Source organism: Streptomyces tsukubensis, assembly GCF_003932715.1.
Classification (GTDB): Bacteria; Actinomycetota; Actinomycetes; order Streptomycetales; family Streptomycetaceae; genus Streptomyces; species Streptomyces tsukubensis.
Genome location: NZ_CP020700.1, coordinates 6151880 through 6163382, shown reverse-complemented (window position 1 = coordinate 6163382; position 11503 = coordinate 6151880). Strand labels below are relative to the sequence as shown.

At 71.5% G+C, this 11503-nt stretch carries 9 protein-coding genes and 1 pseudogene; 3 read left to right on the top strand and 7 right to left on the bottom strand.

The window, feature by feature from the left end; translation table 11 throughout:
• Positions 1-201 precede the first annotated feature (201 nt).
• A complete protein-coding gene (locus tag B7R87_RS25610; protein WP_040913896.1) occupies positions 202-966 on the bottom strand; it encodes an NUDIX hydrolase in 765 nt (254 codons plus the stop codon).
• Positions 967-1140: 174 nt separating this feature from the next.
• The gene (locus B7R87_RS25605; RefSeq protein WP_233168925.1) at positions 1141-2595 is read right to left on the bottom strand and encodes a DUF4192 domain-containing protein; all 1455 of its coding nucleotides are present in this window, start codon (positions 2593-2595) and stop codon (positions 1141-1143) included.
• Between the two features lie 112 nt (positions 2596-2707).
• Between B7R87_RS25605 and B7R87_RS25600 the strand changes: the two genes are divergently transcribed.
• Positions 2708-4888, top strand: a complete 2181-nt coding sequence (locus tag B7R87_RS25600) for a RecQ family ATP-dependent DNA helicase (protein WP_006346146.1) — start codon at positions 2708-2710, stop codon at positions 4886-4888.
• 227 nt (positions 4889-5115) lie between these two features.
• A complete protein-coding gene (locus B7R87_RS25595; RefSeq protein WP_006346147.1) occupies positions 5116-5733 on the top strand; it encodes a hypothetical protein in 618 nt (205 codons plus the stop codon).
• A 232-nt stretch (positions 5734-5965) separates the two neighbouring features.
• Here B7R87_RS25595 and B7R87_RS25590 read toward each other — a convergent pair whose 3' ends face one another.
• The 3 genes from B7R87_RS25590 to B7R87_RS25580 all read right to left on the bottom strand — a co-directional run bounded on the left by B7R87_RS25590 (position 5966) and on the right by B7R87_RS25580 (position 8081).
• Positions 5966-6571 carry a hypothetical protein gene (locus B7R87_RS25590; protein WP_040913897.1) on the bottom strand — a complete coding sequence of 202 codons (606 nt, stop codon included), beginning with the start codon at positions 6569-6571 and terminating at the stop codon, positions 5966-5968.
• Positions 6572-6652: 81 nt separating this feature from the next.
• On the bottom strand, positions 6653-7354 hold the full coding sequence (locus B7R87_RS25585; protein WP_006346149.1) for a ribonuclease HII: 702 nt from the start codon (positions 7352-7354) through the stop codon (positions 6653-6655).
• 52 nt (positions 7355-7406) lie between these two features.
• Positions 7407-8081, bottom strand: coding sequence for a TetR/AcrR family transcriptional regulator (locus B7R87_RS25580; RefSeq protein ID WP_045852833.1), 675 nt, complete (start codon positions 8079-8081; stop codon positions 7407-7409).
• 123 nt (positions 8082-8204) lie between these two features.
• Here B7R87_RS25580 and B7R87_RS25575 point away from each other — a divergent pair, with 123 nt between their 5' ends.
• Complete coding sequence (locus tag B7R87_RS25575; RefSeq protein ID WP_040913903.1) at positions 8205-9758, top strand: MFS transporter; 1554 nt, start codon at positions 8205-8207, stop codon at positions 9756-9758.
• Positions 9759-9889: 131 nt separating this feature from the next.
• On the opposite strand, the gene B7R87_RS25570 is transcribed toward B7R87_RS25575, so the two are convergent.
• Positions 9890-10792, bottom strand: a complete 903-nt coding sequence (locus tag B7R87_RS25570; protein WP_006346152.1) for an ADP-ribosylglycohydrolase family protein — start codon at positions 10790-10792, stop codon at positions 9890-9892.
• A gap of 12 nt (positions 10793-10804) precedes the next feature.
• A pseudogene (locus tag B7R87_RS25565) lies at positions 10805-11464 on the bottom strand (histidine phosphatase family protein).
• Positions 11465-11503: the final 39 nt, after the last annotated feature.

Sequence of the window (11503 nt, the reverse complement as noted above, 5' to 3'; positions counted from 1 at the left end):
CGGGCACCGAGCACAATAACTCGACATTTCGGACTTTTTGCGCATTGTCTCTGCCCGGGCGTTCCGTACGCCGCATCCGGCCCCGCGGCCCCGGGCCCGGGACACGCCCCCTCCGCGATCGTGTGGTGGACCCGTCCCGAATCCACCCGAGCCCACCCCGACCGCCAACGGACGGCCATCCGACCGCTCCGGGCCGAACGGTCAGATTTCGGGGCGCAGCATCGGCGGATTGAGCAGCGTCGCCCCGCCCGCCCGGAACAGCTGGGCCGGTCGCCCGCCCTGCCGGGTGGTCGTCCCGCCCGCCGGGACCAGGAACCCCGGTGTACCCGTCACCTTGCGGTGGAAGTTCCTGGGGTCCAGGGCCACGCCCCAGACCGCCTCGTACACCCGCCGCAGCTCGCCCACGGTGAACTCCGGCGTACAGAAGGCGGTGGCCAGCGAGGAGTATTCGATCTTGGATCGGGCCCGTTCCACCCCGTCCGCCAGAATCCGCGCATGATCGAAGGCGAGTGGTCCGGACTGCTCGTCGCCCTCCTGGAACGACTCCGTTTCCCTGGCGAGCAGATCCTTCACGGACGCCCAGCGGGCGCCGTGCGCGTCCCCACCGGCACGGGGCGCGGGCAGATCGGGCGCCAGCACCAGATGGGCGACGCTGACCACCCGCATCCGGGGATCGCGATCGGGAGCGCCGTAGGTGGCGAGCTGCTCCAGATGGGCACCGCCGAGCTCCGGCGTCGCCGGGTCATGGGCGCACAGCCCGGTCTCCTCGGCCAGCTCCCGGGCAGCAGCCCCCGCCAGATCCTCGTCCGCCCTCACGAACCCGCCCGGCAGCGCCCACCGCCCCTGGAAAGGCGCCTCCCCGCGGCGCACCACCAGCGCACAGAGCTCGTGTCGGCGCACCGTGAGCACGACCAGATCGACAGTGACAGCAAAGGGGGGAAAGGCCGACGGGTCGTAGGGAGACATGGCCGTGATCATAGTCGTCTGCCTGACGATAAACACTCCTTTCGTCTTCTCCCCCGCTTCTTTGATCCTCCTTCCTCGCGGTCCGTTCTGCCGTCAAACCGGCTGACGGCCGCCGGGCTCCCCGTCGGGCATCGGGCCGGTCGCGGCGGCCCGATGCCTCCCGTACCACCGCCTTCACGCATCGCCTAGGGCGTCCTCCGTCCGGCCGCCACTGCGGCCGCCTCCACCCGCTGCCCGTCCCCGGGTGCCCGCCGGACGTCGCTGCTTGCCCGGACCTGCCGCCGTCTCCCGGCCCGCCGGCCTGCCCCCGGCCGGGCGCACCGTCCGGACCCGGGGCCGGGCGGGACCGCCCGGGCCTTCCGCGGAGTCCGGCGCCCCGGCACCCGGGGCCTCGTCGGCCGCCCCGGCGTCTGTGTCCGCCCGGTCGCGCGCTTCCGCCCCGGCCCGGCGGAGCCACTTCCGGATGGCCTCCGGCTCCACGCCTTCGTTGCACGCCTGGTGGAGCAGGAGGGCGAAGACGTACTCGGCGTCGCTGCGCAGGGCCGCGGCAAGGGCGATCCTCGCGGCCGGTTCGTCGCCGGTCGACCAGGCGACCCAGCCCGCGAGGGTGAGGGGTGCGGCCGCATGCTCGATGTAGGGCCCGACACAGCGCCTGGCCAGGGCCCGCCACAGTCGCAGGGCGGGTTCGGCGTCCGGCCCCTCCATCCAGGCGGCGGCCCGGTCGCGGGTCTCCCGGTCCTGGAGCCCGAGAATCACGAACGCCGCCTCGTCGTCGCCGATGAGCCGGTCATCGGCCGCGTCGGCCGACGGCGGGCTCGTGATCCGCTCCGCTGCGGCCAGCCGGTCCATCAGCATCTTCGCCAGGGCGATCGTGTCGTCACCGATCTCCCTGCGTTCCTTTCCGCCGATGAGCATGCCCCGGACCAGGTCCGCACCCGTGTCGTCGAGAGCGCGCCGCTGCCCACCCGAGACCGGCTCGGGAATCGGTTCGAGCCGCGCTTCCAGCTGCTTCTGGGACCCCCTCAGTCCGACCCCTGCATAGGTCACGGCCGCCGCCAGGACGGAGGTGCCGGGGGTGACCAGCGCTGCCCCCTCCGCCGGGCAGCACCGCTCGTCCGGGCAGCAGTAGGACCAGAACCGGCCGCCGGAGATGCACAGCGCCTCGAACACGGGAACGTCGAGGGTGCCGCAGGCGGTGCGCAGCCGCTGGGCGAAGGGGCGCAGCCACTGCATCACATCGCGCCCGGTCTGGCCCGCGCCCGGTTCCCTGCAGAGGAAGAGCACGATGCCGTCGGGGCGCCCGTCCCGCCGTCGGCTCGTCTCGATCAGACACTCCGCGAGCTGCCGGGCGGTCGGCTCCCATTCCGCGGGGGACCCGGGGATGCCCAGCTTCACCCGGCCGCCGAACCGTCCGCGTTCGCCGTGCAGGGCCACCAGGACCACCGAGTCGGAGGGGTGGTAGCCCAGCAGATAGGGCAGGCAGTCGGCCAGTTCGGCCGGTCCGCGCAGGGTGATCTGCTCGTCCGGACCTCCGGCCCGCCCCGCGTCGCCGAGCGGACCCGGGCCGCCCGCCGCTTCGATGTCGTGCGCGCGGTGCGCACCGTTCTGAGAATCTCGCTGCTCGTTCATGCCCCAGACGGTCGCAGGGAGGCGGCAATCCCCGCGACCCCTGTGGATAACGTTATCCACAGGCTTGCGGCCGCGTTCGCTTCCTGTCGGTGCCATCGGGTTCCATGGAGCCATGACCCACGCAGACCTCGCGGATCCCGCGGACCTCAGAGTCTCGGCCGACGCCGTGCTCGCCCGTCTCGTCTCCGACCAGACCGGTGCGGCCAGGCTGCGGGAGGACCAGTGGCTGGCCGTCGAGGCGCTGGTCGCGCACCGGCGCAGAGCCTTGGTCGTCCAGCGCACGGGCTGGGGCAAATCCGCGGTGTACTTCGTCGCCACGTCCCTGCTGCGGCGGCGCGGCGCGGGTCCGACGGTGATCGTCTCTCCGCTCCTCGCGCTCATGCGCAACCAGGTGGACGCGGCGGCCCGGGCCGGTATTCGCGCACGCACGATCAACTCGTCCAACCCGGAGGAGTGGGACACGGTCAGGGCCGAGATCGCCTCCGGCGACGTGGACGTCCTGCTGGTCAGCCCCGAGCGGCTGAACAACCCCGACTTCCGCGACCAGGTGCTGCCCGAGCTGTCCGCCGCGACCGGGCTGCTGGTGGTGGACGAGGCCCACTGCATCTCCGACTGGGGTCACGACTTCCGCCCGGACTACCGCAGGCTGCGCACGATGCTGGCGGAGCTGCCCGCCGACGTCCCCGTCCTCGCGACCACGGCGACGGCCAACGCCCGGGTCACGGCCGATGTCGCCGAGCAGTTGGGGACCGGTGCGGGGACCGACGCCCTCGTCCTGCGCGGTCCGCTGGACCGGGAGAGCCTGAGTCTCGGAGTGCTGAGACTGCCCGATGCCGCGTCCCGGCTCGCCTGGCTCGCCGATCACCTCGGTGAGCTGCCGGGCTCCGGAATCGTCTACACCCTCACGGTCGCCGCCGCCGAGGAGGTCACCGCCTATCTGCGCCAGTGCGGCCACACCGTCTCCTCGTACACCGGCCGCACGGAGAACGCCGAGCGGCAGCAGGCCGAGGACGATCTGCTCGCCAACCGCGTCAAGGCACTGGTCGCCACGTCGGCACTGGGCATGGGTTTCGACAAGCCCGACCTCGGCTTCGTGGTGCACCTCGGCTCGCCGTCCTCACCCATCGCGTACTACCAGCAGGTGGGCCGGGCCGGCCGCGGGGTGGAACACGCGGAGGTGCTGCTGCTGCCCGGCCGGGAGGACGAGGCCATCTGGCAGTACTTCGCCTCGGTCGGCTTCCCCTCCGAGGAGCTCGTGCGCCGCACGCTCGACGTGCTGGCCGGGTCCGACCGGCCGCTGTCCCTGCCCGCGCTGGAGCCCCTCGTCGACCTGCGGCGCACCAGGCTGGAGAGCATGCTCAAAGTCCTCGACGTGGACGGGGCGGTGCGGCGGGTCAAGGGCGGCTGGACCGCCACCGGCCACCCCTGGGTGTACGACGCGGAGCGGTATGCCCGGGTCGCCCGTCAGCGCGAGGTCGAGCAGCAGGCCATGCGGGAGTACGCGCTGTCGACGGGCTGCCGGATGGAGTTCCTGCGCCGGCAGTTGGACGATGCGGAGGCGGCTCCCTGCGGCCGGTGCGACAACTGCGCGGGCAGCCGGTTCAGCGACAAGGTCTCCGACTCCGCGCTGGACGCCGCACGCGGCGAGCTGGGGCGGCCCGGTGTCGAGGTGGAGCCGCGCCGGATGTGGCCCACCGGTCTCGCGGCGGTCGGCGTCCCCCTCAAGGGCCGGATCCCCGAAGGCGAACAGACCTTTCCCGGCCGCGCGCTCGGACGCCTCTCCGATATCGGCTGGGGCAATCGCCTCCGCCCGATGCTGGCACCCCAGGCGCCGGACGTTCCGGTGCCCGACGATGTCGCGAACGCCGTGGTGACGGTGCTGACCGACTGGGCCAAGGGGCCCGGCGGCTGGGCATCCGGGGCGCCGGACGCCCCCGCCCGGCCCGCCGGTGTGGTCACCGTCGCCTCCCGCACCAGGCCGCAGTTGATCGGATCGCTCGGTGCCCGGATTGCCGACATCGGCCGGATGCCGCTGCTGGGCTCCGTCGAATACACGCCGGACGGCGAGGGCGCCCGGCCCTCCCGCTCCAACAGCGCCCAGCGCGTACGGGCACTGCACGAGGCGTTCACCGTCCCGGCGCCCCTCGCCGCGGCTCTGGCGGCGGCCGACGGCCCGGTACTGCTCGTCGACGACCTTTCGGACACCGGCTGGACCCTTGCCGTCGCGTCGCGGCTCCTGCGGAAATCCGGCGCGAAGGGGGTGTTTCCGCTGGTCCTCGCGGTTCAAGGATGACGCCGATGGGCACGATAGAGGTCACCGGGAAGTCTGGGGGCAGGGATATCCACGGCATACCCGCCCATTCCTGCCAGTGCATTCGAATTGCTCGTTGCCGCATCCGGACGAGCCAGGAAGAATTGAAATGCTCCCCGCGCGGTCCCTCGGTGGTCTGAAGGGCTGTGCCGCGGTGCGCCCTCACCCGACCCTGCCCGCACTGTGGGCGCGTATGCGAAGGGAGGATCGTGACCTTCGGATTCGCTTCGTCCGCAGCCACTTCGACAAGCGGCTCCGCCAGCCGTCTCGCCCGGATGCTCCAGCCCTCCGAGTGGACGGCGGCCGGGATCCCGCTGCTCCGCAACCCCCGAGAAGTGGTCAGCGGACTGCACACCCGCCACCGGCCCACCCCCTCCACTGCCGTTGTCGCCGTACTCGACCCCGAGGAACGGCTGGCCGCGAGCGCCTCGTTCGCCCGGCGCTCCGCACCGGCCGACGGCTGGGAGTTCCGTAACGCCCTGCTGGCCCATCTCCGCCGGGTCATCCCGCACGACCTCCGCCGCCGGGCTCCGGTGCGCACCGCCGTCCTGCTCTACTGCCGCGAAGGCGACGAACGGTGGACCGAGGAGGACGGCGCGTGGATGTGGGGACTGCGCGACGCCTGCACGCTGCACGGCCTGCGCTGCGGCGCCTACATCACGCTGACCCGGGGCGGCTGGCAGGTGTTCGGCGAAGGCCGGGGCGGCCGACGGCCGAACTCCACCTCCGTACCGGGCGATCTCGCCGACGCGCTGGCGTCCGAGCCCTACGAGCTGCGCACCGCGGGCGGCTCTCCGGAGGTCCTGCGGCGCACGGCGGCCCGCTGAGGGCGGCACACACCGCCAGGGCCGCATGCCGCACCGTCCGAGTGTCCGGCCGCCCGGACACCGCGCCGGGCCGGAGCCGCCCATCGAAGCATCCGCGGCTCGGGACGGGCACCGGAGATACGAGTTCACGCCATCCCCGGCCCGGTCTCCGGCTGTCCCCACCGGGACAGCCGGAGACCGGCTCCGGGCAGCCTGCAGCCCCCACCGGCCTTGAGGCCGTCACGGGCGAAGGTCAGACCGTCACACCGAGCACGGCGTTGATCCGCTGGGGATCGCCGCACACGATCAGCAGGGCCGACGCCTTCTTCAGCGCCTCGGGCAGGACACGGGCAGCGGCGTCGTCGGCGCCTCCGTTGAGCGCGACCACGACCACCGGCCGGACCGCGGCCCGGTCCACGGCGCCCGCATCGGCATGGAAGACGTCGTCACCCGCATCGTGCTGAGCCCAGTAGGCGGCTTCGCCGAACGTCAGCTCGTGCGTCGCCCACGGGTGGCGCTCACCGGTGGTCAGCATCAGTACGTCTCCGGGCGCCCGCCCGGAGTCGAGCAGCAGATCGACCGCTTCCTCGGCCGCGTCCAGCGCACCGTCCGCCGGAGCGGGGATCGACTGAATCTGCGGCTGGGAACGATTCTGCGGCGCGGAAGGCGTCGCGGCAGGGGCGTTCGTACGGGCCGGAGGCGCCGGCCTCGCCGGGCCGGGGCTCCCCGGGCGGGGCGATGCCGTGGAACGCGGTCCGGGTACGGGACGAGGGGTCGGCGCGGTGCGGCCGGCGGCCGGAGTGGCGCGGGGACCCTGGGCACTCTCGTGAATCTGAGACTCCTCGGGAAGGAGAGGCATAAGTGGATGTCTATCAAATGCCGGTTCGACCGGCATCAGCGGGTGGGCACGTACGTGCGAATTCCCTGGTGGCGGTTGGGTTCAGAAGTCGAAGCCGAGTTGGCCCCCGCTCTCCGGTGTCGTCGGCTCCGGCACGGTCCGGACCTTCTTCAGATGCCGCCACCGGGGCAGCGCATCGAGATAGGCCCAGGACAGCCGGTGGTACGGGGTGGGTCCCAGCTCCGCAAGGGCAGCCTTGTGGGCGGGTGAGGGATATCCGGCATTGGCGGAGAAGGCGAAGTCCGCGAACTCCTCCGGCAGTTCCGCCATGCGCGCGTCGCGGTACACCTTGGCGATCACCGAGGCAGCCGCGACCGCCACACACGACTGATCCCCCTTGATCACGGTGCGGACCTGCCAGGGGGCACCGAGGTAGTCGTGCTTTCCGTCGAGGATCACCGCGTCCGGGCGTTCCGGCAGGGCCTCCAGCGCCCGGCACGCGGCCAGCCTGAGCGCAGCGGTCATACCCAGTTCGTCGATCTCCTCCGGTGAGGCGTGGCCGAGCGCATGGGCGGTCACCCAGGTCTCCAGCTCGGCGGCGAGTTCCTCACGGCGCTTCGTCGAAAGGAGCTTGGAGTCGGTGAGACCGGCGGGCGGACGGCGCAGTCCGGTGACGGCGGCGCACACTGTCACGGGACCGGCCCAGGCTCCGCGCCCGACCTCGTCGACACCGGCGACGATCCTGGCTCCGGTGGTGGCCCGGATGGAGCGCTCGACTCTATGAGTGGGTGGTTCGTACGGCATGGCGCCAGCAAGGGTACGCCGCCCGCCCCCACCGGGGACAACCGGATTCCGATCACGGTTCCGCACCACCTGTCGCGCAGTCCCCACCGGCCACACCACGAAGCTCTCCGCACGACCTCAGCAGGGGGATCATCACCCCGTCGACCATCTCGGCGATCTCGCGATCCCCCCATTCGCTCCCGCACACCTTCGAGCGGTACATCATCAACCCGGGGATCACTTCGAAGACCATGCCGTCCATCGCGTCCCCCCGGACCTCCCCGCGGGCAACACCCCGGTCCACCACAGCCCGGATCAGCCGGACGGACGGCTCGACGACCTGCCTCATGATCACCGCGTGGAATCTCTCCGCGGTGGCCGGATCGCATTCGTGAAGGACGGACCGGATGGCCAGCCCGGGCCGGGAGAAGAAGGCGTCCCGCATCGCACGGCACAGCTGGAAGAGATCCTCACGCACCCCGCCGCAGTCCGGCGCTTCGTCGAGGGGCGGCATCCCCGCCCGGAGCGCATCGGCGACCAGGTCCGCCTTGGACGGCCAGCGCCGGTAGACGGCCGCCTTGCCGGTCTGGGCCCCGGCCGCGACGCCCTCCATGGTGAGCCCGCTCCAGCCGACCGTGCCGAGCTGCTCCAGGGCTGCGTCGAGGATCGCGCACTCCAGCACCTTCCCCCGTCGCCTCGGCGTCACGGAAGGCGCCTCACCGGCGGCCTTCCATCCCGAACTGCCCATCTTTCTGCCTCCGTTGGGGACAAACATCTCTAGTGAACGCTTGCGTTCACTGGCGAGGACTCTCTACGGTCGAGGATGACAGTGAACGGGTCCGTTCACTATTTACTTCTGTGGGGGATGCACGTGACAACCTCTCAGCTCTCGGCTCCCATCAGAGCGGGCGAGGCCCGCCGACCGGGGCGTCCGGGCGCGGCACTCGCCGTCATCGCCGCCTTGCAGCTCATGGTGGTGCTGGACACGACCATTGTGAACATCGCACTGCCGCACATCCAGGGCACGCTGGACTTCACCACCGCCCAACTCTCCTGGGTGGTGAACGCGTACACGCTCACCTTCGGCGGACTGCTGCTGCTCGGCGGCCGCATCGGTGACATCCTCGGGCGCCGCCGGGTCTTCGTCTCCGGCGTACTGCTGTTCACCTTCGCCAGCCTTCTCTGCGGCATCGCACAGGAACCCTGGCAGATGCTCGCTGCCCGGGCACTGCAGGGCGTCGGCGGCGCCATCGCCTCACCCACCGCACTCGCCCTGATCACCTCCACCTTCGCGGAAGGTCCGGAACGGAACCGGGCCTTCGGTATCTTCGCCGCCGTCTCGGCCAGCGGCGGGGCCATCGGCCTGCTCGCCGGCGGCATGCTCACCGAATGGCTCGACTGGCGCTGGGTGTTCTATGTGAACCTGCCCATCGGGGTGCTCATAGCCGTGCTGGCCCCGGTCTTCATCGACGAGTCCGACCGCAGCTCGGGCCGGTTCGACCTCACCGGCGCCCTGACCTCCACCGTCGGGATGGCCTCCCTGGTGTACGGCTTCGTCCGGGCCTCCGAGGAGGGCTGGTCCGACAGTCTCACCCTGTTCGCCTTCGCTCTCGCCGTCACCCTGCTGAGCGCGTTCGTGCTGGTGGAACGGAGGGTCCGGGAGCCCATCACCCCGCTGCGGATGTTCGCCGACCGGAACCGCTCGGGAACGTACGTGATCATGGTGAGCCTATCCGCCGGAATGTTCGGCATGTTCTTCTTCATCGTGCTCTTCGTCCAGAACGTGCTCGGCTACAGCCCCATCGGCGCCGGGCTGGCCTTCCTGCCGATCACGGTGATGATCGTGATCGCGGCGGGCCTCTCGTCCCGGATGCTGCCGACCGTCGGCCCCAAGCCGTTCCTGGTGGCCGGCGCGGTCATCACCGGTGCGGGCATCACCTGGCTGACCGCGATAAGCCCGGGCAGTTCCTACGTGGGCGGGGTACTGGGGCCGATGCTGCTCTTCGGCTTCGGGATGGGCCTGGTCTTCGTCACCGCGACCCTGACGGCGGTCTCGGGCGTGGCACCGCACGAGTCCGGGGCGGCCTCCAGCCTGCTCAACGCGACCCAGATGGTCGGTGGTTCCCTGGGCCTGTCGATCCTGATGACCGTCTTCAGCACCGCCAGCAAGGACGAGGCCCGGCAGCAGCTGCCCTCCTTCCTCGCGGACTCGACCCCGGCGCAGAAGGCAGCCCTGGAGAAGACCGGAGAGCTGCCGGCGCCCTGGGGTCACCAGGTGCTCGCCGAGGGCATCTCCACCGCCTTCTGGGCGGGCGTCGGTCTGGTCGCCCTGGCGGTACTGACGGCGATGTTCGTCATCCGGGTCCGCAAGAGCGACCTTCAGGCCCTCAGCGGTGGCACCGGCCCCGGCGCCCACATCGGGTAGGCGGGGAGAAACTGCGGACCACCCCGCGCGGGGACGGGCACACGCTCCGCCCGGCCGCCCCGCCACCGGGAGCACCGCCTCTCGGCCCCCCCTGACCGGGCACCCGCCCGCATGCCGATACGGGCGGGCGCTCAGGACTCGGGTACCCAGTCCGGCAGCGCCTCCGTCCGCTCCAGCCACGGCTGGGGCGGCCGCCCGCCCCAGCCGGCCGCAACCACTCCGCAGGCGATCGCGCAGGTGGTGTCGACATCCCCGCCCACCTGCGCGGTCGTCCAGAACGCCTGCTCGAAGTCGCCCAGCGACCGGGCGGCCGACCAGAGGGCAAACGGAACCGTGTCATGGGCACTGGTCCGCCGCCCGCAGCCGAGCACCGCGGCGACGGTCGCCGCGTCGCCGTAGTCGAGCATGTCGCGGGCGCGGCGCAGCCCCTGTCCCACCGCGCTGCGCGGCACCAGCGCGATGACACCGTCCAGCAGCTCGCCGGGCAGCGGGGCACCCGCCGGGTTCGCCGCCAGCGCCGCGGCCGCCGCCACGGCCATCGCCCCGACCACGGCCTCCCGGTGCTGATGGGTGGTGTACGAGGAGATCTCGGCCTGGTGGGTGGCCTGCTCGGGGTCGTCCGCGTACCACGCTCCGAGGGGCGCGATCCGCATCGCAGAACCATTGCCCCACGAACCCTGGCCGCTGAAAAGGCCTGTGGCGAGTTCTCGCCAGTCGCCCCCTTCACGGACCAGTCGGAGCATACGGTTGACGGCGGGGCCGTAGCCGCGGTCGAAATCGTGGCGCTCGGCGAAGGAGTGCGCCAGTGCGTCCTGGTCCACCCGCCCGTGCTCGGCGAGCACGGCCACCACCGAGCAGGCCATCTCGGTGTCGTCGGTCCACTGCCAGGGACCGGGCGGCAGGGCGCGCCGTTTCAGAAAGGGGGAATGGGACGGTACGAAGAACTGGGAGCCCAGGGCGTCTCCCACGGACAGTCCGCGCAGGCTGTCCAGGGCGCGGTCGAGGCGCCGTTCGTGAGGGGAGTCAGCGGTCATCTTCCCGCCACTCTAACCGGTGATGCCGTACGGCTCGGGAGTACGCCACTGTGCGAACGGCCGGTCCAGTGTGTAGCGGCCGTTCTCACCGAGCCGGAGTATCCGGGTCTCTCCGTTGCCCGGATTGGAGAGCGACTCGAAATCCGCCACGGTCCAGTGGAACCAGCGCATGCAGAAGAGCCGCATCGTCAGCCCGTGGGTCACCAGCAGCACGTTCTGCGGATGGTCGGGGGCCTCGAAGCTCCGGTGGAGGGACTCCAGAAAGGCTCCGACGCGGTCGTAGACGTCCGCTCCCGACTCGCCCTGGGCGAAGCGGTAGAAGAAGTGCCCGTAGGCATCCCGGTACGCCTTCTGGAGACGTACGTCGTCCCGGTCCTGCCAATTGCCCCAGTCCTGCTCGCGCAGCCGGGGCTCCTCTCTGACCCGGACCCGGGCGGGGTCGAGACCGAAGGCACGAAACGTTTCATGGGTGCGCCGGTACGGCGAGACTTACACACTGACCTGCTCCCGGCCGAACAGCGTACGCAGCTCGGCACCCGCCGCCTCGGCCTGGGCGTATCCGGTCGCGGTGAGCCTCAGCGCATGATCGGGCTCGCGTTCGTAGACGGTGTCGTCGACGTTCCCCTCCGACTCTCCGTGCCGTACGAGAACGATGCGTCGCGGTCGTGCCATGTCACGACCCTAGATCGGACCCGGCGCCCCCGGTCGTCC

What these genes read in the sequence shown, in the direction of transcription:
- B7R87_RS25610 (WP_040913896.1), bottom strand. Translation starts at nt 966, where the DNA reads ATGTCTCCCTACGACCCGTCGGCCTTTCCCCCCTTTGCTGTCACTGTC.
- B7R87_RS25605 (WP_233168925.1), bottom strand. Translation starts at nt 2,595, where the DNA reads ATGAACGAGCAGCGAGATTCTCAGAACGGTGCGCACCGCGCGCACGAC.
- B7R87_RS25600 (WP_006346146.1), top strand. Translation starts at nt 2,708, where the DNA reads ATGACCCACGCAGACCTCGCGGATCCCGCGGACCTCAGAGTCTCGGCC.
- B7R87_RS25590 (WP_040913897.1), bottom strand. Translation starts at nt 6,571, where the DNA reads ATGCCTCTCCTTCCCGAGGAGTCTCAGATTCACGAGAGTGCCCAGGGT.
- B7R87_RS25585 (WP_006346149.1), bottom strand. Translation starts at nt 7,354, where the DNA reads ATGCCGTACGAACCACCCACTCATAGAGTCGAGCGCTCCATCCGGGCC.
- B7R87_RS25580 (WP_045852833.1), bottom strand. Translation starts at nt 8,081, where the DNA reads ATGGGCAGTTCGGGATGGAAGGCCGCCGGTGAGGCGCCTTCCGTGACG.
- B7R87_RS25570 (WP_006346152.1), bottom strand. Translation starts at nt 10,792, where the DNA reads ATGACCGCTGACTCCCCTCACGAACGGCGCCTCGACCGCGCCCTGGAC.